At 72.4% G+C, this 26,828-nt stretch carries 22 protein-coding genes and 1 pseudogene; 12 read left to right on the forward strand and 11 right to left on the reverse strand.

Annotation, left to right across the window (positions count from 1 at the left end):
• Positions 1 to 3 precede the first annotated feature (3 nt).
• Genes ABEA26_RS01060 through ABEA26_RS01075 form a run of 4 tightly spaced genes read left to right on the forward strand, consistent with a single transcriptional unit; the run spans position 4 to position 2,489 of the window.
• Complete coding sequence (locus ABEA26_RS01060) at positions 4 to 219, forward strand: MbtH family protein (RefSeq protein WP_345588236.1); 216 nt, start codon at positions 4 to 6, stop codon at positions 217 to 219.
• A gap of 11 nt (positions 220 to 230) precedes the next feature.
• A complete protein-coding gene (locus tag ABEA26_RS01065) occupies positions 231 to 1,478 on the forward strand; it encodes a cytochrome P450 (RefSeq protein WP_345588238.1) in 1,248 nt (415 codons plus the stop codon).
• A 37-nt stretch (positions 1,479 to 1,515) separates the two neighbouring features.
• Positions 1,516 to 2,259, forward strand: coding sequence for an SRPBCC family protein (locus ABEA26_RS01070; RefSeq protein WP_345588240.1), 744 nt, complete (start codon positions 1,516 to 1,518; stop codon positions 2,257 to 2,259).
• 41 nt (positions 2,260 to 2,300) lie between these two features.
• On the forward strand, positions 2,301 to 2,489 hold the full coding sequence (locus tag ABEA26_RS01075) for a hypothetical protein (RefSeq protein ID WP_345588241.1): 189 nt from the start codon (positions 2,301 to 2,303) through the stop codon (positions 2,487 to 2,489).
• A gap of 160 nt (positions 2,490 to 2,649) precedes the next feature.
• On the opposite strand, the gene ABEA26_RS01080 is transcribed toward ABEA26_RS01075, so the two are convergent.
• From ABEA26_RS01080 to ABEA26_RS01095, 4 genes are all read right to left on the reverse strand, one after another.
• On the reverse strand, positions 2,650 to 3,675 hold the full coding sequence (locus tag ABEA26_RS01080; RefSeq protein WP_345588243.1) for an oligopeptide/dipeptide ABC transporter ATP-binding protein: 1,026 nt from the start codon (positions 3,673 to 3,675) through the stop codon (positions 2,650 to 2,652).
• The gene (locus ABEA26_RS01085) at positions 3,672 to 5,531 is read right to left on the reverse strand and encodes a dipeptide/oligopeptide/nickel ABC transporter permease/ATP-binding protein (RefSeq protein ID WP_345588245.1); all 1,860 of its coding nucleotides are present in this window, start codon (positions 5,529 to 5,531) and stop codon (positions 3,672 to 3,674) included. Before ABEA26_RS01085 ends, ABEA26_RS01080 begins: the two co-directional genes overlap by 4 nt.
• 97 nt (positions 5,532 to 5,628) lie before the next feature.
• Entirely contained in the window at positions 5,629 to 6,615 is a 987-nt protein-coding gene (locus ABEA26_RS01090; protein WP_345588247.1) for an ABC transporter permease, read from the reverse strand.
• A gap of 47 nt (positions 6,616 to 6,662) precedes the next feature.
• Positions 6,663 to 8,261 (reverse strand): ABC transporter substrate-binding protein, encoded by a 1,599-nt coding sequence (locus ABEA26_RS01095; protein WP_345588249.1) that lies wholly within the window; start codon positions 8,259 to 8,261, stop codon positions 6,663 to 6,665.
• A gap of 389 nt (positions 8,262 to 8,650) precedes the next feature.
• On the opposite strand from ABEA26_RS01095, the gene ABEA26_RS01100 reads away from it, so the two are divergent.
• Together ABEA26_RS01100 and ABEA26_RS01105 are read left to right on the forward strand one after the other, a co-directional pair.
• A complete protein-coding gene (locus ABEA26_RS01100) occupies positions 8,651 to 8,980 on the forward strand; it encodes a DUF5132 domain-containing protein (protein ID WP_345588251.1) in 330 nt (109 codons plus the stop codon).
• A gap of 259 nt (positions 8,981 to 9,239) precedes the next feature.
• Positions 9,240 to 10,007, forward strand: a complete 768-nt coding sequence (locus tag ABEA26_RS01105) for a thioesterase II family protein (protein WP_345588253.1) — start codon at positions 9,240 to 9,242, stop codon at positions 10,005 to 10,007.
• 161 nt (positions 10,008 to 10,168) lie between these two features.
• Here the strand turns inward: ABEA26_RS01105 and ABEA26_RS01110 are convergent.
• The 5 genes and pseudogenes from ABEA26_RS01110 to ABEA26_RS01130 form a co-directional block, all read right to left on the reverse strand.
• Positions 10,169 to 11,069, reverse strand: a pseudogene (locus ABEA26_RS01110) (IS200/IS605 family accessory protein TnpB-related protein); the annotation flags it as partial.
• Between the two features lie 160 nt (positions 11,070 to 11,229).
• A complete protein-coding gene (locus ABEA26_RS01115) occupies positions 11,230 to 13,125 on the reverse strand; it encodes an SMI1/KNR4 family protein (RefSeq protein WP_345588255.1) in 1,896 nt (631 codons plus the stop codon).
• A 227-nt stretch (positions 13,126 to 13,352) separates the two neighbouring features.
• The gene (locus ABEA26_RS01120) at positions 13,353 to 14,855 is read right to left on the reverse strand and encodes a tripartite tricarboxylate transporter permease (protein ID WP_345588257.1); all 1,503 of its coding nucleotides are present in this window, start codon (positions 14,853 to 14,855) and stop codon (positions 13,353 to 13,355) included.
• A 1-nt stretch (position 14,856) separates the two neighbouring features.
• Positions 14,857 to 15,339 carry a tripartite tricarboxylate transporter TctB family protein gene (locus ABEA26_RS01125; protein WP_345588259.1) on the reverse strand — a complete coding sequence of 161 codons (483 nt, stop codon included), beginning with the start codon at positions 15,337 to 15,339 and terminating at the stop codon, positions 14,857 to 14,859.
• A gap of 74 nt (positions 15,340 to 15,413) precedes the next feature.
• Entirely contained in the window at positions 15,414 to 16,400 is a 987-nt protein-coding gene (locus tag ABEA26_RS01130) for a Bug family tripartite tricarboxylate transporter substrate binding protein (protein ID WP_345588261.1), read from the reverse strand.
• Positions 16,401 to 16,730: 330 nt separating this feature from the next.
• Between ABEA26_RS01130 and ABEA26_RS01135 the strand changes: the two genes are divergently transcribed.
• A complete protein-coding gene (locus ABEA26_RS01135) occupies positions 16,731 to 18,377 on the forward strand; it encodes a sensor histidine kinase (protein ID WP_345588263.1) in 1,647 nt (548 codons plus the stop codon).
• 299 nt (positions 18,378 to 18,676) lie between these two features.
• Positions 18,677 to 19,390: a response regulator gene (locus ABEA26_RS01140; protein WP_345588308.1), complete on the forward strand. Its 714-nt coding sequence runs from the start codon at positions 18,677 to 18,679 to the stop codon at positions 19,388 to 19,390.
• On the opposite strand, the gene ABEA26_RS01145 is transcribed toward ABEA26_RS01140, so the two are convergent.
• Positions 19,353 to 19,943 (reverse strand): TetR/AcrR family transcriptional regulator, encoded by a 591-nt coding sequence (locus tag ABEA26_RS01145; protein WP_345588265.1) that lies wholly within the window; start codon positions 19,941 to 19,943, stop codon positions 19,353 to 19,355. The genes ABEA26_RS01140 and ABEA26_RS01145 overlap by 38 nt on opposite strands.
• Before the next feature lie 211 nt (positions 19,944 to 20,154).
• Here ABEA26_RS01145 and ABEA26_RS01150 point away from each other — a divergent pair, with 211 nt between their 5' ends.
• Genes ABEA26_RS01150 through ABEA26_RS01165 form a run of 4 tightly spaced genes read left to right on the forward strand, consistent with a single transcriptional unit; the run spans position 20,155 to position 25,004 of the window.
• Positions 20,155 to 20,745 carry a (2Fe-2S)-binding protein gene (locus ABEA26_RS01150; RefSeq protein WP_345588267.1) on the forward strand — a complete coding sequence of 197 codons (591 nt, stop codon included), beginning with the start codon at positions 20,155 to 20,157 and terminating at the stop codon, positions 20,743 to 20,745.
• Positions 20,742 to 21,734, forward strand: coding sequence for an FAD binding domain-containing protein (locus ABEA26_RS01155; RefSeq protein ID WP_345588269.1), 993 nt, complete (start codon positions 20,742 to 20,744; stop codon positions 21,732 to 21,734). Before ABEA26_RS01150 ends, ABEA26_RS01155 begins: the two co-directional genes overlap by 4 nt.
• Positions 21,731 to 23,881, forward strand: coding sequence for a xanthine dehydrogenase family protein molybdopterin-binding subunit (locus ABEA26_RS01160; RefSeq protein ID WP_345588271.1), 2,151 nt, complete (start codon positions 21,731 to 21,733; stop codon positions 23,879 to 23,881). Before ABEA26_RS01155 ends, ABEA26_RS01160 begins: the two co-directional genes overlap by 4 nt.
• Positions 23,874 to 25,004, forward strand: a complete 1,131-nt coding sequence (locus tag ABEA26_RS01165; protein WP_345588273.1) for an XdhC family protein — start codon at positions 23,874 to 23,876, stop codon at positions 25,002 to 25,004. The genes ABEA26_RS01160 and ABEA26_RS01165 overlap by 8 nt, the downstream gene beginning before the upstream one ends.
• Positions 25,005 to 25,052: 48 nt before the next feature.
• Here the strand turns inward: ABEA26_RS01165 and ABEA26_RS01170 are convergent, their stop codons facing one another.
• A complete protein-coding gene (locus tag ABEA26_RS01170) occupies positions 25,053 to 26,828 on the reverse strand; it encodes a glycoside hydrolase family 15 protein (protein ID WP_345588275.1) in 1,776 nt (591 codons plus the stop codon).

Consider the following 26,828-nt stretch of genomic DNA (forward strand, 5'->3'; position numbering starts at 1 on the left):
CCCATGACCAACCCGTTCGAGGACCAGGACGGCACCTTCCTCGTGCTCGTCAACGACGAGAACCAGCACTCGCTCTGGCCGCAGTTCGCCGACGTCCCCGCCGGCTGGACCGTCGCCCACGGCCCCGACACCCACGCCGCCTGCCTGGAGTACGTCGAGCGGTCCTGGACCGACATGCGGCCCAAGAGCCTCGCCGACGCCATGAACACCCAGCGGTAGCGCGGTACGCAGTGAACCTGACCGAAACCACCGACGGGGCCCGCGACAGCGCGGGCCCCGCCCGGTCCGACGACCTCGCCGCGGCCCTGCTCACGGCCGAGGCCCGCCGGGACCCGTACCCGTTCTACGCCCGCATGCGGCGCGCGGACCCGGTCCACCGCAGCGCCCAGGGCATCTGGTACCTCACCCGGTACGCCGACGTCGAGGCCGCACTGGGCGACCTGCGGCTCTCCAACGACCGGGACAGGATGACCCGCGCCTACAGCGCCCTCGGCGGCGACCTGAAGGCTTTCAGCCGGCTCACCGACCGGCTCGGCCGGGTGATGAGCAACACCGACCCGCCGGACCACGCCCGGCTGCGCAAGCTGGCCAACCGGGCCTTCACCGCCCGGCGTGTCGAGGCCCTGCGCGACCGCGTCCAGAAAATCGTCGACCGGCTCGTCGACGAGGCGGTCGCGGCCGGGCCGGCCATGGATCTGATCGAGGCGGTCGCCTCTCCGCTGCCGATGTCGGTCGTCTGCGAGCTCTTCGGCATCCCGCCCGAAGACCTCCCGCAGGTCAGGGCCTGGTTCCACCGCTTCGGCCGGCTGAGCGAGGACATCGACAAGTCCGAGGCGGCGATCGAACAGTACGAGGAGTACCTCTCCCGGCTCGTCCGCCGCCGCCGGGCCGACCCCGGTGACGACCTCATCAGCGCCCTCGTCGCCACCCAGGCCCAGGACGACCGGCTCACCGACTCCGAACTGCTGTCCACCTGCTTCGTCCTGATCACCGCCGGCGACGAGACCACGACCCACCTGGTCGGCAACGGCATGCTCGCCCTGCTGCGCCACCCCGACCAACTGGCCCGGCTGCGCGCCGACCCGGCGCTGGCCCGCGCCGCCGTCGAGGAACTCGCCCGCTACGACACGCCGACCCAGGCGATCGTCCGGGTCGTCGCCGAGGACATCGAGATCGGCGGGCGGACGCTGCGCGAGGGTGAGCTGGTCTACCTGTTCCTCGCCGCGACCAACCGGGACCCCGAGACGTTCCGGGATCCCGACCGCCTCGATCTGACGCGCTCCGGCAGCCGGCCCCTCAGCTTCGGCAACGGCCCCCACTTCTGCCTCGGCGGTCCGCTGGCCAAGCTCCAGGCAGAGGTGGCCTTCGGCACGCTGGTCCGTCGGCTGCCGCACCTGCGGCTGGCCGACGGCGCGGTCCTCGACTGGCGGCCCAACCCGTTGCAGCGGCGGCTCACCGCGCTCCCGCTCACCTACTGACCCATGTGACCGTAACGACGACGAAGGAGAAGTGACCATGGCGCGAGAGTTCGAGGTCCGCCGGGAACAGGACCTGCCCGCCACACCCGAACGGGTCTGGGACGCGGTCGCCACCGGCACCGGAAACCTCGGCTGGCTGTATCCCATGGAGGTCGAGCCGGGCGTCGGCGGAAAGGTGACACGCGGCGACAGCACTGTCGTGGCGTGGGAGCCGCCGAGCCACTTCGCGGTCCGGGCGGCGCAGGACGGCGGATTCTCCAATACGCTCACCTACCTCGTCGAGCCCGCCGACGACGGGACGAGCCACCTGCGGATGGGGATCCACTGGGTGCACACGGGGGTCGTCGACGACACCTGGGAGTGGGACACCAAGACGGACGCCGCCGAGAAGTACGTCGACTTCTACCAGCACTCCCTCGCCGAGTACCTGAGCCACTTCGCAGGCCGCCCCGCCGCCTACGTCAGGGCCTCCCGTGCCGAGCGCACCGACGACCCCGCCGACTTCGCCGCGCTGCGCCGACGCCTCGGCCTCGACGACGACTCGGCCGTCGGTGACCGGCTGTCGCTCGATCTCCCGGGTTCGGACGGCGGTCCGACGGAGGTGGTAGTGGACTGGCTGGACCCCGACTTCGTCGGCCTGCGGGGACCGGACGCGCTGTACCGGTTCTTCAACGGCAGTACCTGGAACTGGCCGATCTGGCTGGGCCACCACCTGTTCGCCGAGGACGCGGACGACGAGCCGGCCGCCATGGCATGGAACGCCTGGCTGAACGACGCCTGACCTCGTCGCACGACTCGCACGACACAACCGAAGGGCCTCTGGTGGAAACACTGCTCTACGCCGCCGAACTCGTCCGGGACGACGGCACCTACAAGCTCGTGGTGAGGGACGTGGTGCGCGACACGGTCCAGGTCACCCCGGTTCCCGAATCCGCGGTGGCGAAGCTTCCGGTCTTCTTGTCGGCGCTGAATTCCAAGCTCGGCTCGGCGTCGGCACCCGGACGCCGGTAGACCGCCTCCGGCCGCACGACGCTCGGCGTCGGCACCCGGACGCCGGTAGACCGCCTCCGGCCGCACGAGGCCGGTGCCGCGACCGGGTACGTCAACTGCCGCACGAGTCTCCTTCCCGGGCCGTCGTCGCGGTCGTTCCTCGGAGGCTCGCGGGGCCCGGTCACCCGTTCACGTCCGGCGGAACGCGACGGGGCTGGGGCAGACGGTCGTCAGCGCTGTACGGGAAGTGACAGGCGGTGCGATGCGGCTGACGGGCCGCGTCCCGCTGCGGGTCCCGTGCGGCGCAGACGTCCCGTCCGGGATGCCGGTCCGGCCCGACGGGGCAGCGCGGATGGAAGCGGCATCCGGCAGGCGGCGACGCGGGGTCGGGCGCCTCACCGGCGAGAAGGGGTCCCCCGGCCGGGCGTCCGCCGGCGTGCAGACTCGGCACGGCGGACAGCAGCGCTCGGGTGTAGGGATGCCGTGGGCCGCTCAGCAGGCTCTCGGTCGCGGCGGTCTCGACGATCCGGCCGAGGTACATCACTGCGACGGCGTCCGACACATGGCGGACGGCGGCGAGGTCATGGCTGATGAACAGCATGGCGAACCCCATGCGCCGCTGCAGATCCCGGAGCATGATGAGCATCGCCGCCCGGACCGACATGTCGAGCGCCGAGGTGATCTCGTCGGCGATGAGCACCGCCGGATCGACGGCGAGCGCGCGGGCGACGGCCACGCGTTGACGCTGGCCGCCCGAGAGCTGCCGCGGCAGCCGGCCGGCGCAGTCGGCGTCGAGACCGACCAGTTCCAGCAGTTCGCCGACGCGCTGTTCACGCCCGCGGCGGTCCATCCGGACGAACGCCCCGGCCGCCTCGGCGATCGACTGCCGGACCGTCATACGCGGATCCAACGCCGTGTCCGGGTCCTGGAACACGAGTTGGACCTGTCGTCCCAGCCGGCGCCGGTCGGCCGTCCGGCGCCCACCGTACTCCCGCTCTCCGACGGTGATCCGTCCGGCGCACGGGGGATCCAGCCCGACGACCGCTCGTGCCAGCGTGGACTTCCCCGACCCGGACTCGCCCACCAGACCGACCGTCGTGCCCCGGGGAACGTCCAGCGACACGCGGTCCACAGCCGTGATCGGTCCGAGCGGTCCGTGATGGCGAACGGTGACGTCGTACAGCGCCAGCCCCGACCCCGTGCTCACTTCTGCGCCTCCTCGGTCCCATGCCGCTCACCGGACGGTGCCGCGGGCAGCGGTTGCCAGCAGGCGACCTCGTGCCCCGGAGCGAGCGGGGACAGCACCGGGCTCTCCACCGCGCACCGGTCCAGCCGATGGGGGCAACGGTCACGGAACGGGCAGCCCGGGGCCGCATCGTACGGATCGGGCGGCCCTCCTTCGATGGCGCGCAGGGGACGGTCACGCTCCGCGGCCAGGTCCGGGACGGAGGAGACGAGCATCCGCGTGTACGGATGCCGTGCGCCGGTCGCGAGGTCACGGGCGGGAAGATTCTCCACGATCGTCCCGCCGTACATGACCAGGACCCGGTCACAGGCATCGGCCACCAGGGCGACGTCGTGGCTGATGAAGAGGATCGCAGTGGCGTCGTCGTGCCGGACCTGGTGAAGCAGGTCCATGATCTGCCGCTGTACGGTCACGTCCAAGGCCGTCGTTGGTTCGTCCGCGATGATGAGGTCCGGGCGCGTCATCGAAGCCGCGGCGATCGCCACTCGCTGGCGCTGACCGCCGGAGAGCTGGAAGGGACGGGACCGGAGCAACCGGCGGCCGGCGGGCAGTGCGACTCGGTGGAGCTGGGTCAGCGCCTGGTCGACGGCCTCGGCACGACGGGTACCGAGGTGGGTGCGCACGGCCTCCGTCATCTGCGTTCCGATGCGCAGGGACGGGTTGAAGGCCGAGGCAGGGTTCTGGAAGACCAACGCCATTCCCGTCGCCAGCTGCCCGCGCCGCTCCTCGCGGGTCAACGACGCGACGTCCGCGCCGAGGAACCGGTGGGTGCCCCAGGTCGCGCGGGCGCCGTCCGGCAGCAGGTCGGCGATGGCGAGCGCTGTCAGTGACTTGCCGGAGCCGGACTCACCGACCAGGCCGACCATCTCGCCCCGCCGCAGGGTGAGGGTGACACCGCGGACGGGCCGGACCACCCCGTCCGCGGCGAGGAGGACGACCCGCAGATCGCGCACCTCCAGCACGTGGTCCAGGGATGCCGGGCGGTCGGTGTGCGCCGGCTGTGCCACGGGCTCCTCCGCCGGCTGCGGGCGGGCTCGCCGTGCGGCGGCCCCGGCCAGCATCTCGCCGAGCAGCTGGAACGCGACGGCGGCGTGGACGATGGCGATGCCGGGCGCCACAGCGGGCAGCGGTTCGGTGTAGATGCGGTTCAGCCCCTGGTTCAGCAGGAGTCCCCAGTCGTACGACGGCGGCTGCACTCCCAGCCCGAGGAAGCTCAGTCCCGACAGCGCCACGAGCGCCGAGCCGGCGGCGACCGTGGTGTTGAGCAACAGCGGCTCGGCGATGTGGGGCAGGACATGGCGCAGCAGGAGCCGGGGACGGCGCAGGCCGAGTACTCGCGCCGCGGCCATGAAGTCGGTCCCGGCCACCTGGGCGGCGAGGGTCTGCGTGATCCGAGCGAAGCCCGGGGCGGAGGCCACGGCCAGTGCGGCCACCGCACCGCCCGTGCCCGCCCCGAAGAGGGCCGCGAGGAACATCGCGACGAGGATCGCGGGAAAGGCCAGCAGGAGGTTGATCAGGGCTCCCAGCAGGCGGGCGGCGCGCCCGCCCACCACGGCCGTGAGGGCGCCGAGCGTGATGCCGGCGGCCGCCCCGAGAAACGTGGCCGTGACGGCCGGCAGTAGGGAGGGCCAGGTCGCCGAGAGCAGCCGGGCGAGCTGGTCGCGCCCGAGATGGTCCGTCCCGAGCAGATGATCCGCGGTGGGCCCGCGCAGCACCGCCGACGGGTCCGGCCGGTCGGCCTGCTGCCCCCACAGCACCGCCCCGGCGACGGCCAGGACGGCGAGCGAGGCGAGCATCACCAGGGTGATCACCCCCATGGGCGTGGCCCAGCCCGACCGGAACGCGCGAGACCGGCCGCGGTCGGCGGAGGGCGAGGACGGGGAAGAGGAGGATGAGGACGACAGCATCAGCGGATCACGTCTTCCGGATGACCGATCGGGGGTCGAGCAGCGCGAGGGCCAGATCGACCAGGAAGTTCACCACGAGGACCGACGAGCCGAGCACCAGGACCGACGCCTCGACGACCGCGTGGTCCTGCGCGGCCACGGACTGCGCCATCACCGAACCGATGCCCGGCCAGGCGAACACCTTCTCGACCAGCACGGTCCCCGCGATCAGGGCCGGCAGCAGATTCCCGGTGTAGGTCAGCGAGGCGGTCAGCGCGTTCGGTGCCACATGGCACAGGTGGAGCCGGACGGCGGACAGCCGCTTCGCGCGGGCGGTACGGACATAGTCCGCGGCGAGGACCCTGAGCGTCTCCACCCGCACGATCCGCAGCAGGACCGCGGTCGGAGCGAGCCCCAGCGCGAGGACGGGCAGCACGTAGGACCGTGGACCGAGGTCGCCGGCGACGGGAAAGAGGGGCAGGGCGACCGACAGTCCCGCGGTGAGACCCGTGGCGAGGACGAAGTCCGGCACGCCCGCCAGGACCGAGGTGGTGGCGGTGAAGGCCAGTTCCGTCCGTGGCCGTCGACCTCCGAGTGTCCACACAGCGGCGAGCATTCCCCCTGGTAGAGCGACGACGAGTACGCAGGCGAAGGCCAGGACGGCGAGCAGCAGGGTGGCCGGCAGGCGTGCCCCGACCAGGTCTGCCACCGGCTCGCCGGACACCAGCGAGACCCCGAGGTCGCCGCGGGCAAGCCGCGGGAGGTACTCCCAGTACTGCTGCGGCAGGCTGCGGTCCAGACCGAGTTCGTGCCGCTTCGCCGCCACCAGGTCCGGCGGGGCGTCCACGCCCAGCGCGGCCCGGACCGGGTCCCCGGGGATCAGCCGGATCATCGCGAAGGAAGCCGTGACGACCAAGAAGAGCGAGATGACCAGCCGTGCCGCGCGCCGACAGCAGAACACCACCCACGGGTGGCGCCGGGGTGGGGCACCGATCCGTGCGGCCACGGTCGTCATGGGAGTCTCCTCGACTGGCGGGTGTCCGGACGGCGCGTCCGCCACGGCTATCTGTGCAGGCGGATGCTGGTCGGTACGATCCGGCCGCCGGGTGCGAGGGTGAAGGTCGTCCGGTAGCCGTACACCGTGCTAGTGCCGTCGGCGACGGGCAGCACGTCGGCCGAGTGGAGAAGCGCCGCCGCGGCCCTGTTCCAGTCCGCACAGCCGGACGCGTCGGGCGAACGCAGGGCTCGGGCGACGAAGCGGTCGTACGCGGGGTTGGTGACGTGCGCGAAGTTCAGTTCTCCCGACGACGGCGGGCCGGAGAAGTACGGGACGAGCTGCGCGGGCAGCCGCGGCCCCGGCGAGCTGCCGACCACGACGTCGAAGTCGCCGCTCGCGTACATGGCGTGGACCACCGCGTTGCCGCTCTCGCTGATGAGGTCGACGTCCACGCCCAGCGCCTGCCACGTCACGGCCATCAGTTCGGCGACCGACGGAAGGGTGGAGCCGAAGTCGGCGCTGCTGAGCAGCCGCAGACTCAGCGGCCGGCCCCGCTTGACCAGCCTGCCTTGCGCGTCCTTCGTCCAGCCCGCCGCGCGCAGGGCCCGCACGGCGCTGTGCGAGGGCAGGCTTCCCGTGGCCACGTCGGAGTGGCAGAGCGAGTCCGAGGCGGTGAGATGGCGCGCGGGCGTACCGTCGCCACCGATCGCCACATTGGCGAGGCCCTTGCGGTCCAGGGCCGCCACCAGCGCCCGGCGCAGCGCGGGATCGCTCAGGGGCCGGTCGGAGCGCTCGTTGAAGAACGTCAGTCCCACCACGGTCGGCACCTGGGCGGTGGCCAGGCCGTGGCCGGTCAGCCGCGCGCGGTCCGGACCGGTCACCATGGCGATGTTCAGTCCGCCCGTGAGGAGCAGGTTCGCCACCGTGGACTCCTGCGGCACCACCCTCACCACGATCCGTTCAGGCTGCCCCGGAGCCGCGTTGTCCGCTCCGCCCGGCCCCCAGGCGTAACCGTCGCGCCGTGTGAAGACATACGGACCCCCGGAGGCGTAGTCACTCAGCACATACGGGCCGGTGCCCTGCGACCTCGTGTCCAGCGCGCCGGGATCCGCCAGCCCGGCGGGGCAGACGACGGGCAGGAGACCGATCGTCCGCGCGATGAAGCTGTACGGCGATGCCGTCCGCACCGACACCGTCCGCGTCGCGTCGTCGGCCGACACCGTGAACGGCACACCGGGCAGGGCGGTCCGGGCGCCGACGAGCCGGTTGCGAGGGTCGCCGGCGTAGCGCAGCGACCGGGCCACCCCGGATGCCGTGAGAGCCGTACCGTCGGAGCACGTCACCCCCTTGCGCAGGACGAAACTCGCCGAAGTGGCCTCGGCCCGCCATCTCTTGGCCAGGCCGGACACCACACGTCCGTCCGGCGCCACGTCGACCAGTGAGTCGTAGGCATAGGGAGCCAGTGAGAGGCCGAACTGCGAGTACGGATCGAAGCTCGGGGTCTCGGAGGCGGTGGCGATCGTGACGGTGCCGCCCACGACCACAGGCGTGCGCGTCGATGACGCCTCGCCGCGGCAACCGGCCAGCAGGGCTGACATGACGACCGTGGCCACGACCGACCGGGCCATGGGAGACGACGCGGTGCGGCGGTGCATGGCGCTCATCGTGTCACCGTGATCGACGGCGGCGTCCGGGCTTTGCGGGGCCGGGCCTGGTCGCGGCGGACGATTTCCCCCGTCCGAGCGACGTCGCCCGACGTCTGTTCCATGGCGTCGTCGATGACGCTGCGTCACCTCTACGGAAGTCGCCGCTCGGACATGACTCGTAGATGGGTTTGTGAAACCGGTTCCACTCGAATGGGTGAAGGAAACGGGGGATTCGTAGCAGTTTGGTCGACGTCGGATATTCTCTTGCGATGAGTGGGTGTGGGTCCGCTGATGCGGAGTTCGTCCATTTCGCCGAATCTTCGCCCGATCACCTCAGGCTTCGTCGTCCACATCACCACTGTGTTGTCAGTCGTCGTCTCCTCGGCAGAAGAGAAGGATGTTGTGCCATGCCGCCTGTAGTTCCTCCTTTCCTGATCGGTCTGGTCGCCGCGTCCCTGGTGAAGAGGGTGGGCAAGCCCTTGGTGCGAGGGATCGTCAAAGCGTCAGTGGGCGTGGGGCTCGAAGTCCAGAAGGCCGTCCACGAAGCCGGCGAGGGAATCCAAGACATCGCCGCCGAGGCGAGCGCCGAAATGCGCGCAGTCCACGCGCCACGAGGAGCCGGGCACGACGCCGGTGCCCCGGAGGCCGGCCCTGTGGTCCCGGGGCAGTCCGGTGGGCGGAGTAAGCCCGCCGGTAAGGCCCGTAGCGCCGGGTCGGCCGGCACCACCGCGCGCTGAGTCTGCCGGCCGGCCCACGGTGTGATGCCGGCCGGGCTCGCCCGGCGGAGTCCTCGGCTTCGTGTCGACGGTGTCGGCGAGGCCATGGAAGGCATGGCCGAGAGAAGACGCCACGAAGGAAGACGACCCTGATGGAGACAGGTCAGATGTCAGTGCCCCAAACATGCCTGTATTTCGCGGAACTCACGCGAGAAGGCGACCGCCGCGCACTCGGCCTCACTGATCGCCTGTGCCACACCGGGCAGACCGCATACGTGGCATGCGGGTTCCGTCGGCGATGACCGTGACCGACGCGACGAAGTGGTTGCGTGTTCACCGGCGTGTGTCGGACCCCAGGATCCGACTGCTGTGCTTTCCGCACGCCGGCGGCACGGCACAGCTGTTCCACGGCTGGCCCGCGCTGCTGCCCTCGGACGTCGAGGTGCTGGCCGTGCGGTACCCCGGCCGCCAGGACCGGCTCGCGGAGGCCTGCATCGAGGACATGGCCACCCTGGCCGACACGATCGAGACCGCGCTACGGCCCTGGCTCGACCGACCGCTGGCACTCTTCGGGCACAGCATGGGCGCCTGCGTCGCCTACGAGGTGGCCGTGCGGCTGGAAGCCCGAGGCATCGTCCCCGAGCACCTGATGGTCTCCGCGCACGAAGCCCCTCAGTGGCCCAGCCACGATGCCCCGCACGAGGTCGACGACGACAATCTGATCAGCCATGTCCGAAGCCTCGGAGACCTGCACTCGGAGGCCTATGACATCCCGGAGCTGCGGGACCTGCTGCTGCCCGCCCTCCGATCGGACTACCGGCTGATCGGGGGCTACCGCCCCGCGAACCCGACTCCGGTCAAGGCGCCGATCACCGCGTACACCGGCCAGGACGATCCGACTTGCGTCGTCGACGGGGCCCTCGCCTGGTCCGGCCTCGCCGCCCCCGGCTCCTTCGAGCTGCGCCCGTTCCCCGGAGATCACTTCTACCTCGTGGCTCGGGAGGCAGAAGTGGTCGCGGACGTGGCAGCACGTCTTGCGCGCGTGTGAGGCCCTGGTCGGGCCTGACAGGTGAGTCCGATTCGTTGCCCCTCCTCCTCGTGGCGCCACGCGATCCGTCGGGCGGTGGCGAGACCTTCGACGCGTTCGACGATCCGCAGGAGAGCGCCCGGGTACAGCGCTTCTCCCGCACCGTGAGAGAGCGCTTCCTCGCGGCCTCCAGGCAGGGGGCGGAAGGTCTGCACTCCGGGAGCCGTCAGATACCGGCGGCCGCGTGTGACGTCGTGGTGGATGCGGTAGGCGACGGCCCGGTTCGCCCGCGACACGGTTGGCCCATTTTTGCCCGCGGTGCGCGAATGCCACCCGGCCGGTGAGGACGTACCGGCCGTGCGGGGCATTGGCCCACTCCTTGAGCGGGGCCGGCAGCTTGACGCTGACCTCACCGTCCGGGCTGATGCGCAGGGTCTCGTTCCCGAACCGTTTCCCGCTCTCCCCGCCCGCCTGCAGGAACCACCGTGCCGCCTCCCAGCGTTCACGCCACTGGGATTCGGACAGTTGCGCGGCGGGCAGGTGATGCCGGGTGCGGGCCAGGTGCTTGCCGCCCCGCACCACGTGCACGGTTCCGGCCGCCCAGTCCGCACGCTCGCGCTTCAGTCGGTCCTCCAGCACATGCAGGCGGCGGGCCTTGGCATGCCATTCCCGCCGACTGCGGTATCCACCAGGAGCCTTCTTCGACCCCTTCTCCCCGACCGGCAGCGACAACCGATGCCGCACCATCCGCGCACCCGCCTCCAGAGACTGCAGATGGGCACGCTGACAACGGCGGGCCAGCGCCCACTGATCGTGCGTGGCTTTCGTGATCGCACCCGCCCACCGGGCCGACGACTGCGGTGTCAGTTCCCGCTTGCGCACCGCCCACGCCCCGGCATCATGACCGAGTCCGTCACGGCAGCGCGCTTTCAGATCACCGGAGGCCAGGGCGCCCAGATACGCGCCCACCCGCCGCAGCACCTCCACATCAGCAGCGGTGAGCTGCCCCAGCCGGGTCCGGACCGCCACCCCCGACGGGCCCAGCGCGACGAACGGCGCCGCAAGCTCCCGCAGACCACCCACCCCCACACCCCCCGAAAACCCTCTCACCCCACCCAACGAACACACCCGTCAAAGGCCACCCATTCGACACACGGACTCCCGTTCCTTCCCCCGGACGCAACAAAGCGCATCCCACGGACCACACCCCACTCCGCACTCACTCACACACGCCAGAACACACTCATACGCACTCAGAGACAGCAGTTCCACGCCCCTCACCCTCGCGTGGCGCGCGGTTCCAGGAGCGGGTGGTCAGCCGCGGCAGCAGGCCCTCGACCAGAGCGAGCCGGGGCAGGGAGAGGGCGAACTCGTTCTGCACGGCAGCCAGCAGGCACCGCTCGTGGTCGTTCTCGGGGACGCCGTCGAGGACCCGTTCCGGATCGAGCGTCCCCGGAACAGGGCCCGAGTGTTCGACCTCGGTGCCGCGCAACGTGTACGTGTACAGCTCCTCGCCCCGTCGGGCGACCGACAGGTGGAACTCCCGCAGGCCGCCGCCGCGCCGGGCCCTGCGCACCCACAGCACCACCGAGCGTCCGTCGCGCGAGGCGGCGGCAGCAGGGGAGACGAAGAAGCTCCCGGCCACCTTCGTCCTCGGGGCCGCGTCGAAGCCGAACGCCCATCCCGAGCCCGTCCGGCCCACCGACACGACGGCCCGGTCCTCCCACGGGGCGTCCTCGTTCCGCTGCCGGGGGCCGTACAGTTCCGACCAGTGCGGACGGCCGGGTGGAACGGTCAGACCCCCGCCCTCTTCCTCCCCGACCAGGACGGGCAGCGTCCCGGGCTCCACGCCCTCCACCCACAGGCACCGGTACGAGTCGTGCGGTGCGTTCCACCGGGGGGAGTCCGCCAGCCAGCACATTCCCGGCGGGTCCAGGTCCGGCACCGGGCCGGGCCGCGCGCCCGACCGGCCGGCCCGGGGCGTGGACAGCAGCTCCCGGCCGCGTTCCGGCGTCACCATCGGCCCCAGCACGGAATCCCCCAGCAGACCGAGCGGCGCCAGCAGATCCGGCCCCGGCGGCGACCACGACGGCAGCGCGGCGCGTATCGTCCGCCACGCCGTGTCCGTGTCGCCCCACCGCGCCGCCTCTCGTGCCTCGGCCACCGCGGCTCCGAAGGCGCCGTCCGGCGCGTAGTGGTGGGAGCCTTCGCGCACCCGGGCGAGGATCGCCTCGGCGGCCGCTGTCACGGCCTCGTCGGTCTCGGCGCCCAGCACGAACCGGGAGCCGAGGGGACTGTGGTGCCGCTCCCGTACGTGTGTGACGGCCATGACCGGCACCAGTTCGTCCGTGTAGCGCGGATCGGCCACGAGGGTACCGAAGCCGTAGGACCCGCCGTGCCGCGACAGCAACTCGAGCTGCCGCAGCATCCCCGAGGCACCCGGCCGTCCGTAGCGCGACGTCTCGGTCAGCAGCTCCCGGGCGGTCTCCCAACGCCCCGCCAGGGCTTCCTGCCGTGCGCGCTCGACATCCGCGTCCAGGGCACGCGTGCTGTCGTTCACGAAGGCGGGAATGCCTGCCCGGCCCGCGTGGAAGTCCCGGTACGACTCCTCCAGGTAGGCGCTGAACGACGGGTACCTGTCCGGCGGTTCACCGCTCCACCCCTTGTACACGTACAGCGCCCACTCGCCGTCCTCGTCGGTGTCGCCCGGGTCCAGCAGGGCGTGCGACATGTCCGAGTCGGTCTCCAGCCGCAGGGCGCGCTCCCACATGCCGGCCAGCAGCACCTCCTGCTCGGTCGAGCGGTCGGTGAGCGTCCGCCGGTAGAGGGGCGTCATGGCGTACGGATCCCCGAACCAGTCGATCTCCTGGACCGCGCCCAACTGGTAGATGGACGCCGTGCCGGCCGTCCGCCAGCCGTTGCTGGCCTTGAGGAACTCCCGGTAGGACGGAGGGAGCCGGATACCCAGGCGTTCCTCGGCCGCCGCGACCTCCGCCTCCGTCGCGGGTGGGGCGGCGAGCGTCAGCTCGGCGAGGGTCACCCCGCCGTCCGCCATGTCCTCCGCCTCACCCTCGTCCGGGATCCATTCGTCCTGCCAACGACTGAGGAAATGCTGCCAGTTGAGACGGTTTTCGATCATGCGGCCGATTGTGGCACCCGCCTCCGACAAGAGGCCGGCCGGTGTCGCCCCGCACCGCCACCACTCCGCCCGTCACCCACGTCGCGGGTGGGCCTCCCCGACGAGTGGCAGCCCGCCCCGGAAGTGGCAGCCCTTCCCCAGCAGTGCCGGCGTGGGGGGAGGGGAGGACGACGACCGGGTGACCGGTCGCGGACGCGGCGCCGGTCCCGGAGCCCTCGGGGCCGGGGTCAGGCCTCGGACCGGCTCCGGCGCACGCGCATGATCAGCCCCTTCAGCAGCGGCCACGCCAGCAGCAGCACGATCACCGCGTACACCGTCACCGCGAACGGCGTGTCGACCAGGCCCGTCACGCTGCCGTCGCTGATCTGCAGGGCCCGGCGCAGCTGTTGTTCCGCGTTCGGGCCGAGGATGACGCCGATCACGGCGGGCAGGATGGGCAGGCCGTAACGCCGCATGCCGAAGCCGATCAGACCGATGATCAGGAGGGTCACCAGGTCGACGACCTCGCCGCCGACCGCGTAGGCGCCGACCGCAGCGAAGAACATGATGCCGGCGTAGAGGTACGGCCGCGGGATGCGCAGCAACTTGGCCCACACCGGTGCCAGCGGCAGGTTGAGCGCGAGCAGCAGCACCATGCCGACGAACAGGGACGCGATCAGGCCCCACACCAGCTCGGGTTCGCGCTCGAAGAGCAGCGGGCCGGGCTGGATGCCGTACTGCTGGAAGGCGGCCAGCATGACCGCCGCGACCGCCGTCGTGGGCAGGCCCAGGGTCAGCATGGACACCAGCGTGCCCGCAGCCGAGGCCGACGCGGCCGACTCCGGGCCGGCCACGCCCTCGATGGCGCCCTTGCCCCACTCGTCCTTGTTCTTGGACAGGCGCTTCTCCGTGACGTACGACAGGAACGTGGGGATCTCCGCGCCGCCCGCCGGGATCGCGCCGAACGGGAAGCCGATGAACGGACCGCGCAGCCAGGACTTCCAGGTCCGCCTCAGATCACTACGGCCGAGCCAGGGGCGGCCCACCGGGATCGGCTCGGTCGCCCCGCGCCGCAGGTGGGCCGCCACCCACAGCGCCTCGCCGATCGCGAACAGGCCGACCGCGACGATCACCACGTCGACACCGTCCGCGAGCTGGAGAGAACCGAAGGTCAGCCGCTGCTGTCCCGTCATCTGGTCCAGGCCCACCAGGCCGATCGTCAGGCCGATCAGCAGGGAGGCCAGACCTCTGACGCGCGAGGAACCCAGCACCGACGTCACGGCGATGAACGCCAGCACCATGATGGCGAAGTAGTCCGGCGCACCGATGTCCACCGCCAGGTCGGCGACCGTCGGCGCCAGCGCCACCAGCAGGATCGTGCCGATCATGCCGCCCGCGAAGTGGCCGATGGCGGCGGCAGCCAGCGCCTGGGCACCGCGCCCCGCCTTGGCCATGGGGTTGCCCTCCATGGCCGCGACCACGGCGGCGCTCTCGCCGGGGGTGTTGAGCAGGATGGAGGTGGTCGAACCGCCGAACATCGCACCGTAGTAGATGCCCGCGAACATGATGAACGCGGCGACCGGGTCGAGCCCGTACGTCACCGGAAGCAGCAGCGCCACCGCCATCGCGGGGCCGATGCCGGGCAGGACGCCGATGGCCGTGCCGAGCAGCACGCCGACGGCGGCCCACAGGAGGTTGAGCGGGGACAGAGCCGTCCCGAAGCCGTCCATGAGGGAGTTCAGGGCGTTCATGTCAGAGCACTCCCATCAGCGGACCGCCGGGCAGGGGCACGCCGAGCAGCTTGTCGAAGACGACGTAGGTGAACAGGGACAGCACCGCGGCGATCAGCGGGTCGCGGTCCACGCGGCGGCTGCCGAGGGCGAAGGCGGCACCCCAGAACAGCAGCGCCCCGGCGACGGGGAAGCCGGCCGGCTCGATGAGTACGGCCGCGCCGAGGAAGATCCCGGAGAGCAGCAGCACCGTGCGCCAGTCGGCCGGCTCGGACAGGTCGACGTCCTCGCCGCCCTCGGCCTCACCCCGGCCGCCTCGTAGCACGTCGACGGCGAGCAGCGCGGCGATCACCAGCAGTCCGACGCCGACCACGATCGGCACCGTCTTCGGGCCCACCGGCCCGCGCTGGGTGATGTCGACGTCCATCGTGAGCGCGTCGGTCAGGACGAGCACGCCGAGCGCCAGTAGCAGTACGCACACGCCCAGTTCGGAGTGGTCGCGCATCCATGAGCGCCGCGCGGACGCCGGGGCAGGGGGCGGGGGAGGGGTCGGGTCCGGGGAAGGGCCGGTCCGCGTCGTCACAGTCCCAGCTCCTTCAGTACCGACACCACGCGCTTGTCCTGGGCGTCCAGGAACGCGCCGAACTTCTCACCGGTCAGGAAGGCGTCGTCCCAGCCGTTCTGGTCCATGGACTTCTTCCATTCGGGGGAGTCGTGCAGCTCCTCGACCAGGCGGGTCAGCTTGTCCCGCTCCGCTTCGGAGATGCCGGGCGGGGCGACGATGCCGCGCCAGTTGGTGAAGTCCACGTCGTAGCCGGACTCCAGAAGCGTCGGCGCGTCCTTCAGGTCGTCGACCCGTTCCGGGCCGGTCACCGCGAGCACCCTCAGCTCGCCCGCCTTGATCTGGTCCAGGTACTCGCCGACGCCGGAGACCCCGAAGCCGACCTTGTTGCCGAGGATCGAGGCGAGCAGTTCGCCGCCGCCGTCGAAGGGGATGTAGTTGACCGACCTGGGGGAGATCCCGGCGGCCTGCGCCATCAGCATCGGCGCGAGGTGGTCGGGCCCGCCCGGTGACGAACCACCGCCGACGGGGAGCTTGCCCGGGTCCTTCTTCCAGGCGGTGACCAGTTCGTCGATCGTCTTGTACGGCGAGTCCTTGCCGACCACGACGACGTCCTGCTCCTCGGTGAGCCGCGCGATCGGCGTGGTGTCGGCGAGGGTCTTGGGCGCGTGGTTGGAGCGGGCGGCGCCCACCACACCGAGGCCCATGGACATGGCGAGCTTGCCGTTGCCGTGCTCGCTCACCAGCCGGCTCAGGCCCACGGTGCCACCCGCGCCGGGCAGGTTGAACACCTCGATGTTGTGCGTGAGTCCGGCGTCCTCGGCGTTCTTCGCGGCCGTGCGGGCGGTGATGTCGTAACCGCCGCCGGGCGTGTTGGGGACCATGAAGCGCAGGCCGGGGATCTGCGTGCCGGTCTCGGCGTCGCTGCCCGTGGAGAGCAACGGCGGTCCCGCGAGCACGAGCACGGCGGCCCCGAGCAGGGCAAGGGGGGTGCGCAGGCGCACGTATGACACCACCTGTCGGTTGGGTAGATCGGGTTGGGGGAGGCCCTGTGGGGGAGGGTGACGTGGGCCACATGGTGCCCGCGGACCGGCGGCCTGTCTTCCTTGCGGAACCAAGGGAGGTTGTGGACTTTGCGGTCGCCGGCGAATCGCCCGGTGCCGTGCCGGTACATCCCCCGATGCGCCGCCGGCGATGTGCCGACGCATCGCCGGTTCATCGCCGGTTCGTTGCGAAGACAACACATCTCTTTCCTTCGCCGCAGGTGGGCGCCATGATGGCGACCCGGCACACCTGCCGCTCCCCCGCCCCCGTCAGTCGAGATCGAGTCCGCCGTGGCCCCCACCTTCCGCCGTCAGACCCTCGCGGGCGAGATGCTGGTCCTCCAGCTCGCCATCGTCGTGGTGGTCCTGCTCGCGGTCGCCGCCGTCTCGCTGGCCCAGTCCAAGGCCACCTTCAACCGCGTCGAGGGCCGCCGGGTCGCCGCCCTGGCCGAACAGCTGGCCGCCACGCCGCTGGTCCGCAGTCAGCTCCTGCGCCCCGTGCCGCAGGAGGCCCTGGCCCCGCTGGTGAACGCCACGCAGACCCAGTCCGGAGTCACCTCGGTCACGGTGGCCGACGCCGACGGCCGCGTCGTCAGCTCCACCGACCCCACGATGATCGACGGACCGTTGCCGCGCGGTGAGGGCGCCGCCCGGGGACGCGGTTGGTCGGGCCCGCTCACGGTGCGGGGCAGCCGGGAACTCGTCGCCCAGGTGCCGGTGCTCGGCGACACCCGGCAGACCCTCGGCCGGCACCTGGGCACGGTGATGGTCGGTGAGGCCGATCCGACGGTGTGGCAGCGCCTGAACGGCGCCTCCTCCTACCTCCTCGCCTACCTCGGCATCGCCAGCGGGCTGGGAGTGGCCGGCTCCTGGCTGCTCGCCCGGCGTGTCAAGCGACAGACCCTCGGCCTGGAGCCGCGCGAGATCGCCGGTCTCGCCGAGCACCGGGAGGCGATGCTGTACGGCATCGCCGAGGGCGTGGTCGCCCTCGATCCGCAGCACCGGCTCACGCTGGTCAACGAGATGGGGCGGCGCCTGCTCGCCCTGCCCGCCGACTGCGTGGGCCAGAGCCTGGACGGCCTCGGCATCGACGGGAGGCTGCGCGACGTCCTGGCCGGCGCCGCGGCGGACGAGGCCGGACCACGTGACGAGGTCGTGGTCCGCCACGGCCGGGTCCTGGTGATGAACCGTATGACCGTCACCAAGGACGGCCACCCGCTCGGCTCGGTCACCACGCTGCGCGACCGCACCGAACTGGCCCGCCTGGAACGGGAGATCGGATCCTTCCGCAGTACCTCCGAGCTGCTGCGCGCCCAGGCCCACGAGTTCGCCAACCAGCTGCACACCATCTCCGGGCTCATCCAGATCGGCGAGCAGGAAGAGGTGGTCCGCTATATCCGCGCGCTCAACCAGCGCCGCCAGTCCCTGGACGTCACCCTCAGCCGCCGGGTCCGCGACACCGCCGTCGCCGCGCTGCTGACGGCGAAGTCCTCCCTCGCGGCGGAACGGAGGGTCGCCCTACGGGTGTCGGAGCGCACGGCGCTCGACCGGCTCGCTCCCCAGGACGCGGCGGACGTGGCGACCGTGGTCGGCAACCTCGTCGACAACGCCGTGGACGCCGCCGCGGCGCCCGGCACCGGCCACGAGGCCTGGGTCGAGGTCGAGCTGCGGCAGGACGCCGCCAGCGTCGAGATCGTGGTCCGTGACTCCGGGCCCGGCGTGGCGCCCGAGCTGGCCCGCGAGGTCTTCTCCCACGGCTTCACCACCAAGGCCGCCCGGCAGGGCGAGCGTGGCATCGGCCTGGCGCTGACCCGGCTGGTCTGCGAGCGTCACGGCGGTGAGATCTCGGTGACCAACACCCCCGAGGGGGCCATGTTCACCGCACGCATGACCGTCAGCCACCTCACTGACGCGGTGGCGGAAGGAGCAGCACGATGACGGGTACGAGCGGCACGGCCGGTGCGACCGGTGCGACCGCCTGGGCCAGAGGGGCCGGTGGGGCCGGTGCGACTGACCAGGCCGGTGAGGCCGATGGGACCGCCTGGTCCGGCACGGCCGACGCCGGCGCCCGGGCCGGCGCGACCGCCCGGGCCGGCAGGGCCCACGTGACCGCCCGGCCGCGTACGGCCGGCGCGGCCACCACGACCACGACCGGTACGGCACACGCGCGTACGACGAACGGTTCGGCACACGCGGCCGCTACGGCCGGGCCGGCGCCCCACGCCGTCGACGCCGGGATCGGCGTGCTCGTGGTCGACGACGACTTCATGGTCGCCCGCGTCCACCGCGCCTTCGTCGAGCGCGTCCAGCCCTTCCGGGTCGTGGGAGTCGCCGGCACCGGGGAGCAGGCGCTCGCCGCCGTCGGGGAACTGCGCCCCGACCTCGTCCTGCTCGACCTGTACCTGCCGGACGTGTTCGGTCTCGACGTCATCCCCCGGCTGCGCGCCGCCGGTCACGACTGCGACGTCATGGTCATCAGCGCGGCCAGGGAGGCGGACGCGGTGCGCGGCGCCGTCCGGCACGGCGTGGTCGACTACCTGCTCAAACCGTTCGAGTTCGAGGACCTGCGGGTCCGGCTGGAGCGCTACGCCGTCCAGCGGGGCCGACTGCTCGGCACGGTGGTACGCAGCCAGGCCGACGTCGACCGCGTACTCGCGGGAGCGGCAGCGCCGGCCACCGCGGCGCCGGCACTGCCCAAGGGTATGAGCGTGGAGACCGCCGAGCTGGTCGAACGCACCCTCCGTGAGGCCGACGGCACGCTGTCCGCCAGCGAGTGCGCGGCGCTGACCGGCGTCTCCCGGGTCAGTGCGCGCCGCTACCTGGAGTACTTCCACACCGTCGGCAGCGCGGACGTCTCCCTGCGCTACGGCGTGGCGGGCCGGCCCGAGCGCCGCTACGGGTTCCGGGGCGCGGTCACCGGCCGGGTGCTCCCGCCCGCAGTCCGTCCATGACGAAGTCCAGGAGGCGGGTGGCCCGCGGCTGCCAGTCCTCGCCGGGATCGATCAGCCAGAGACCGCCGATGACGAGGAAGAAGTCGTCCGCGGAGATTCCGGGCCGGATGGTGCCGGCCGCCTCGTTGGCGCGGAGCAGGAGCTGGGCCGCGTCCATGACCGGGGTGGGGCGCGGTTTCTCCGGCCCTCCGGGCACGCTGGTGACCAGCCGGATCGCGTCCGCCAGGCCTGCCTTGGTCATGGCGAAACCGGCAAGGCGGTCCATCCACTCGCGCAGGGCCTGTTCGGGCTCCTGAGTGGTCAGCAACTGGGGCGCGGCGTCGGCCACCTGCTGCATCTCGTAGCGGTAGACCTCCAGGACCAGTGCCTCGCGGTTCGGGAAGTTGCGGTAGAACGTGCCCTGTCCGACGCCCGCCTTCTTGGCGATGGCGCTCAGCGGGGCGTCCGCGCAGCGGGTCAGCTCCTCCGTGGCCACGTGCAGGATGCGCTCGCGGTTGCGCTGGGCGTCCGAGCGCAGGGGAGTGTCCGGCCTGACCCTCTTCGGTTGCGGCACTCGTCCTCCTCGCAGGTGTGTGGCCGAATATCGTTCTTGATAAGCGGACAGCTGTCCGTTACGTTTCCAGAGAGCGGACAGATGTCCGGTTACCTGCCCACTTTAGCGGTGGATGCGACCGGCGGATGCGAGACCGGTGCTTTCCGACCCCACACGAACCCACTGCCTACAGCCCCTTTTCTCTGTCACCAGACACCACAGAAGGCTGATCATGGCCCCAGCGACCTCGTCGGCGTCCAGCGCCGTCACCCTGAACATCAACGGTGAGAAGCACCAGCTGACCGTCGACCACCGCACGACCCTGCTCGACGCCCTGCGTGAGCGCCTCGATCTCACCGGCACCAAGAAGGGCTGCGACCAGGGGCAGTGCGGCGCCTGCACCGTCCTGGTCGACGGACGCCGCGCCGTCTCCTGTCTGAGCCTCGCGGTCGCCTCCGACGGGCGAGAGATCACCACCATCGAAGGCATGGCCGAGGGCGACCGTCTGCACCCGGTGCAGCAGGCCTTCCTCGACCTCGACGGCTACCAGTGCGGCTACTGCACACCCGGACAGATCTGCTCGGCCGTCGCCGTCATCGAGGAGCACGCGGCAGGCTGGCCCAGCGCCGCCACCGACGACGTACGGCCCGAGGCCGGACCACCACCCCTGACGCCGGACGAGATCCGCGAACGGATGAGCGGCAACCTGTGCCGTTGCGGCGCCTACGTCTCCATCGTCCAGGCGGTCGCCCGTGCGGCCGAGGCCCACGAGGCGAACCGGCGCGAGTCCCGGACGGAGAACGCGAAGGAGGCCGCGGCATGAGGGAGTTCGGCTACCAGCGCGCCGACGACGTCTCCGGCGCGGTGGCGCTGCTCGCCGCCGACCCGGACGCCCGCTTCCTCGGTGGCGGCACCAATCTCGTCGACCTGATGAAGACCGGCGTCGAACGCCCTGCCCGGCTGGTCGACGTCCGTCAACTGCCGCTGGACGGCATCGAGCCGACCGCCGACGGCGGCCTGCGCGTCGGTGCGACCGTCACCAACAGCGACCTCGCCGCCCACCCCGAAGTGCGCCGACGCTACCCGGCGTTGACCCAGGCGGTACTGGCCGGCGCCTCCGGGCAGCTGCGCAACATGGCCACCGTCGGCGGCAACCTGCTCCAGCGCACCCGGTGCGGCTACTTCACCGACGTGAGCAAGCCGTGCAACAAGCGTGCTCCCGGCAGTGGTTGTCCCGCGATCACGGGCGAGCACCACAATCACGCCATCCTCGGTGCCTCCGAGCACTGCGTGGCCGTGCACCCCTCGGACATGGGTGTCGCACTGACGGCCTTCGACGCCGTCGTCGCCTACGAAACCCCCGACGGGCCGGGAGAGTCGCCGCTCACCGACTTCTACCTCCCCGTCGGCGACACCCCGGACCGGGAGACCGCCCTCCCGCCCGGCGCGCTGATCACCGGCATCACCCTGCCGCACGCCCCGGTCGCCGCCCGCTCCCGCTACCGCAAGGTGCGCGAGCGTGCCTCGTACGCCTTCGCGATCGGCTCGGTCGCCGCCGCGCTCGACATCGAGGACGGCATCGTCCGCGACGCGCGGCTGGCCTTCGGCGCGGTCGCCTCCCGGCCCTGGCGGGCCCGCGCGGCCGAGCACGTGCTGATCGGCGCACCGGCCGGCGGCGACACCTTCGCCGCTGCCGCGGACGCCGAACTCGCGGCCGCGAGGCCGCTGCCCCACAACGGATACAAGGTGACCCTCATGCGCAACCTCGCGGTGGCCGTCCTGACCGAACTCGCAGAGGAGGCCGCCCGATGACCACCGCCACGACCGGCCGTACGACGGTCGAGGGCGCCGTCGGCAGCTCGCACACGCGCGTGGAGGGCCGCGACAAGGTCACCGGAGCGGCCCGCTACGCCGGCGAGATCCCCTTCGCCGACCTCGCGCACGGCTGGCTGGTGCTGTCCACCGTCGCCCGCGGCCGCATCCGCTCCGTCGACACCGATCCGGTCCTCGGCATGCCCGGCGTGCTCGCCGTCCTCCACCACGGCAACGCCCCGCGCGTCGACACCGACTACATCGGCATGCTGGGCATCCTGCCGGACCCGACCGCCGCCGTCTTCCAGGACGACCGGGTGCGGCACGCGGGATGGCCGGTGGCCCTCGTCGTCGCCGGGACGCCCGAGCAGGCGAGGGAGGCCGCCGAGGCCCTCGTCGTCACGTACGACGAGGAACCGCACGACATCACGCTCTCCGCCGACCGCGCCGACGCCTACCCGGCCGAGGGACACATGCCCGCGGTGACCGGAAAGGGGGACCTGGCGGCCGGCCTCGCCGCGTCCGCCGTCGTGGTGGACGAGGAGTACACCACCCCCGAAGAGCACCACAGCATGATGGAGCCGCACGCGGCCACCGCCCTCTGGGACGGCGGCCGGCTGGAGGTCGCCGACTCCAACCAGGGCACCACATGGGTCCAGAGCGAACTCGCGAAGATGTTCTCCCTCGACGAGTCCGCGGTGCGGGTGCGCTCCGAACACGTCGGCGGCGGCTTCGGCAGCAAGGGCCTGCGCGCCCACCAGGTCTCCGCCGTGATGGCCGCGACCGTGCTGCGACGGCCGGTGCGGGTGGTGATGACGAGGCGCCAGATGTTCTCGCTGGCCGGCTACCGCAGCCCCACCAGCCAGCGTGTCCGGCTCGGCGCCGACCCCGACGGCCGGCTGCGCGCCCTGGAGCACCGCTCGCTCAACCAGACGTCGACCGTCTACGAGTTCGTCGAGCCCAGCGCCGGTGTCGCCAGGGTCATGTACGAGGCCGAAGCACATCACACGGCCAACCACGTCGTACGGCTCGACGTGCCGTCCCCGACCTTCATGCGCGCGCCGGGCGAGGCCCCGGGCTCCTTCGCTCTCGAGGCGGCGCTCGACGAACTCGCCGAGCGCTGCGGCGTCGACCCGATCGACCTGCGCCTGCGCAACGAGCCGGTGGTCGGCCCGGTCTCCGGGCTGCCGTTCAGCAGCCGCAACCTGGCCGCCTGCTTCAGCGAGGGAGCCCGCCGCTTCGGCTGGGCGGAACGCGATCCGCGCCCCGGGGTGCGCCGCGACGGGCGCTGGCTGCTGGGCACCGGTACGGCGGCGGCCTCCTTCCAAGCGGGCGCCGGTCCGTCCACCGCCCTCGTGACCGCGGAGGCCGACGGCACCTTCACCGTGCGGATCGCCGCCGCCGACATCGGCACCGGCGCCCGCACCGCGCTCACCCTGGTCGCCGCCGACGCGCTGGAGGTCACGCCCGAGCGGGTCCGGGTCCGCATCGGGGACAGCGACTTCGGACCGGCGATGATCGCGGGCGGCTCGATGGGCACCCGCTCCTGGGCCTGGGCGATCACCATCGCGGCCGATGAACTGCGGGAGCGGCTCGCGCTGGGCACGACCGTCCCGCCCGAGGGCATCACCGTACGCTCCGACTCCACCGAGGCCCTGGGCGCCCTCGCGCAGAAGGAACGGCACTCCTTCGGGGCCCAGTTCGCCGAGGTCGCCGTGGACACCACCACCGGCGAGGTACGGGTGCGCCGCATGCTCGGCATCTTCGCCGCGGGCCGCATCGTCAACCCGCTCACCGCACGCAACCAGCTCGTCGGCGGCATGGTCTGGGGCATCTCCATGGCCCTGCACGAGGAGGCGGTCCGGGACCGGGCGAGCGGCGGCCTCTACGGCCCCGACCTCACCGGCTACCACGTCGCCACGCACGCCGACGTCCCGGACGTCGAGGCGGACTGGGTGGACGACCCCGACCCGGACGACCCGGTCGGGATCAAGGGCGTCGGCGAGATCGGCATCGTGGGCGCCGCGGCGGCCGTCGCCAACGCCGTCTGGCACGCCACCGGCGTACGCCACCGGAACCTGCCGATCCGGCCCGACCGCGTGCTGTCGGCGACGGTGCCCACCGCCGGGGGCGGGACGGATGCTTGACATCGCCGACGAGCTGGACCGCTGGCTCGGTCAGGGCCGGGAGTTCGCCGTCGCCACCGTCGTCTCCGTCGGCGGCAGCGCCCCGCGCGGGCCCGGCGCCGCCCTCGCCGTCGACAGCGAGGGAACGGTGATCGGCTCGGTCTCCGGCGGCTGTGTGGAGGGCGCGGTGTACGAGTTGTGCGCCGCGGCCCTCCGGGACGGCGAGACGGTGCGCGAACGGTTCGGATACAGCGACGAGGACGCCTTCGCGGTCGGGCTGACCTGTGGCGGGATCATCGACGTGCTGGTCACGCCGGTCGGCGCGGACGCGCCCTGGCGGGAGGTGTTCCGGGCGGCGCTGTCGACCGCGGCCCGAGGCCGGGCCGCGGCCCTCGCCCGGGTCGTCCAGGGGCCGGCCGGCCTCCTCGGGCGGTCCCTGCTCGTCCACCCGGACGGTTCGTACGAGGGCGGTCTCGGCGGCCATCCGGACCTGGACAGCACGGCGGCGGCCGAGGCCGGGGCCCTGCTGGACGCAGGCCGCACCGGCACGGTCGGTCTCTCGGAGGACGGTTCGCACTGTCCAGGCGGGCTCACGCTGCTGGTCGAGTGCAGTGTGCCGCCTCCCCGCATGATCGTCTTCGGAGCGGTCGACTTCGCGGCGGCGCTGGTGCGGGCCGGCAAGTTCCTCGGCCACCACGTGACGGTCTGCGACGCCCGGCCCGTCTTCGCCACCACCGCCCGCTTCCCCGAAGCGGACGAGGTCGTCGTCGACTGGCCGCACCGCTACCTGCCAAGTACGCCGACCGACGGACGCACGGTGCTGTGCGTACTCACCCACGACGCCAGGTACGACGTGCCGCTGCTGACGGAGGCCCTGCGGATGCCGGTCGCGTTCGTCGGCGCGATGGGATCGCGCCGCACCCACGAGGACCGCGACCGGCGACTGCGCGAAGCCGGACTGACCGAGCCCGAGCTGTCCCGGCTCCGCTCGCCGATCGGCCTGGACCTCGGCGCCCGGACGCCCGAGGAGACCGCGCTGTCCATCGCGGCGGAGATCGTCGCCGCCCGGCGGGGCGGCACGGGCGCGCCGCTGACGGGCCGGGAGGAGCCGATCCACCGGGACCTGACCGGAGCGGCTGCCTGACGGACCGGGCGGGGGAAGCGCCCATGGAGCGCGCGGTCGTCCGTCGGGTCAGGGCAGCACCGACTCGCCGGCCAGGCGGACGGCGCACTCCAGCATCAGGGCGTGCACGAACGCCTGCGGGAGGTTGCCGCGCAGCTGCCGCTGACGCACGTCGTACTCCTCTGCGAACAGCCCGGGCGGTCCGCAGGCCGCCCGGGTGCGCTCGAACCAGCGGAACGCGCCGACCCGGTCATCGACCCGGTGCGTGGCGAGCGCCATCGTGAACCCGCAGAGCAGGAAGGCCCCCTCGGCGTCACCGAGCGGCTCCCCGGGGTGTTCGAAGCGGTAGAGGTACCCGTCCTCGGCGAGGCGGGACTCGATGTACGCGCGGGTGGCGGCACCGCCGTCGTCCCCGAACGCGCAGCCGCGGGCCATCGGCACCAGCAGCGCGGCCTCGGGCCCGTCGTCGTCGGCGGCCCGTCGCCAGCGGCCGTCGGAGTCCAGGCACCGGCGCCGGGTCTCCCGCAGCACGGTGCGGGAGAGCTCCACGCAACGGTGTCCCGCCTTCCCGGGCAGCACTCCTCCCATCCGCCGCAGACCGCACACCACACTCAGCCGCGAGTGGGTCCACCAGCGGTTCTCCAGTTCCCACAGTCCGGCGTCCGGCTCGAGCCACTGCCGTTCCACGACGTCCACGGCCACGGCGGCGGCCCGTTGCGCCTGCTCCGTCAGCCGGTCGTGCGCGGCGGCCGCGGCGAACAGCTGCAGCGCCTCGCCGAAGGTGTCCAGCTGGAACTGGGCACCCGCGTCGTTGCCGATGTGGTCGGTGCCGCCGGGATAGCCCGGCAGCCGCAGGGAGCGTTCCCCGCCGACCGGCCGCCCGTCGACCGTGTAGGCGGGGCGGACCTTGTCGCCGTCCTCCAGGATGCGTTCGGCGACGAAGCGCACGGCGTCGTCCACCAGCGGGTGCGGGCCGTGTGCGGCGACCGCGAGACCGGCGTAGCACTGGTCGCGCAGCCAGGCGAAGCGGTAGTCGTAGTTGCGCCCGCTGTTGGCCCGCTCCGGCAGGGACGTGGTCGCGGCGGCCACCATGCCGCCGGAGACACTGGTCAGCCCGCGCAGCACGGCGTACGCGTGCCGGGCGTCGCGTGGTGCGACCAGCCGTGAGCAGTCCGGGACGGCCCGCCCCCACTCACGCTCAGTGGCCCGCCACAGCGCGTCGGCGTCGAGCGGTCCGGCCTCCCGCCCTTCGGCCAGTTCCAGTACCAGGTCGTGCGTCTCGCCCTCGCGCAGCCGGAACTCGCCACACAGTCCGGCGCCGGCCCGCCACACCGCCTCCGGAGCCCCGGCGAGCCGCATCCGCAGCCCTTCGGCCTCGGCCGTCCAGACCCCGTCCTCCTGCCGGTGGCCGCGCATCCGGCCGTCTCCGAATCCGGGCCGCGGGTCCAGGTCCAGGCACAACCGTGCCTCGCCGCGCTCCACGCGCATCCGGCGCAACAGGACGAGCCGGTCGGTGCGGGCGGGCAGGGCCAGGGCCTCCCGGCATTCGATCACGCACTCGGCGGTCACCCACCGGCTCACCCGGATCAGCGTGCCCTCCTCGTAGGAGCCGCCCCAGACGTGCCAGGGGTCCGCCGGCTCCACGGCGAAGTGCCCGGCGCCGCCGATGAGCGCGGAGAACACCGCGTCGTCGTGCCACCGGGGGGCGCACAGCCACACGATCCGGCCCCGGGGGTCCAGGACCGCGCCCCGCTCACCGTCGGCGAGTACGGCGTACTCGCGCAGGACCCAGGGTGGAGAGGCCGGATCCGGCGCCGCCGGGCACTGGTCGTCTCTGTCCGTCAT

It is taken from the genome of Streptomyces marokkonensis, from assembly GCF_039539045.1.
GTDB lineage: Bacteria > Actinomycetota > Actinomycetes > Streptomycetales > Streptomycetaceae > Streptomyces > Streptomyces marokkonensis.

Bases quoted from the DNA above. Each gene is read 5' to 3' on its own strand.
- ABEA26_RS01115 (WP_345588255.1), bottom strand. From the start codon at position 13,125: ATGATCGAAAACCGTCTCAACTGGCAGCATTTCCTCAGTCGTTGGCAG.
- ABEA26_RS01170 (WP_345588275.1), bottom strand. From the start codon at position 26,828: ATGACGGACAGAGACGACCAGTGCCCGGCGGCGCCGGATCCGGCCTCT.
- ABEA26_RS01125 (WP_345588259.1), bottom strand. From the start codon at position 15,339: ATGCGCGACCACTCCGAACTGGGCGTGTGCGTACTGCTACTGGCGCTC.
- ABEA26_RS01160 (WP_345588271.1), top strand. From the start codon at position 21,731: ATGACCACCGCCACGACCGGCCGTACGACGGTCGAGGGCGCCGTCGGC.
- ABEA26_RS01085 (WP_345588245.1), bottom strand. From the start codon at position 5,531: ATGGGGGTGATCACCCTGGTGATGCTCGCCTCGCTCGCCGTCCTGGCC.
- ABEA26_RS01090 (WP_345588247.1), bottom strand. From the start codon at position 6,615: ATGACGACCGTGGCCGCACGGATCGGTGCCCCACCCCGGCGCCACCCG.
- ABEA26_RS01155 (WP_345588269.1), top strand. From the start codon at position 20,742: ATGAGGGAGTTCGGCTACCAGCGCGCCGACGACGTCTCCGGCGCGGTG.
- ABEA26_RS01120 (WP_345588257.1), bottom strand. From the start codon at position 14,855: ATGAACGCCCTGAACTCCCTCATGGACGGCTTCGGGACGGCTCTGTCC.
- ABEA26_RS01150 (WP_345588267.1), top strand. From the start codon at position 20,155: ATGGCCCCAGCGACCTCGTCGGCGTCCAGCGCCGTCACCCTGAACATC.
- ABEA26_RS01105 (WP_345588253.1), top strand. From the start codon at position 9,240: ATGCGGGTTCCGTCGGCGATGACCGTGACCGACGCGACGAAGTGGTTG.
- ABEA26_RS01060 (WP_345588236.1), top strand. From the start codon at position 4: ATGACCAACCCGTTCGAGGACCAGGACGGCACCTTCCTCGTGCTCGTC.
- ABEA26_RS01070 (WP_345588240.1), top strand. From the start codon at position 1,516: ATGGCGCGAGAGTTCGAGGTCCGCCGGGAACAGGACCTGCCCGCCACA.
- ABEA26_RS01165 (WP_345588273.1), top strand. From the start codon at position 23,874: ATGCTTGACATCGCCGACGAGCTGGACCGCTGGCTCGGTCAGGGCCGG.
- ABEA26_RS01100 (WP_345588251.1), top strand. From the start codon at position 8,651: ATGCCGCCTGTAGTTCCTCCTTTCCTGATCGGTCTGGTCGCCGCGTCC.
- ABEA26_RS01095 (WP_345588249.1), bottom strand. From the start codon at position 8,261: ATGAGCGCCATGCACCGCCGCACCGCGTCGTCTCCCATGGCCCGGTCG.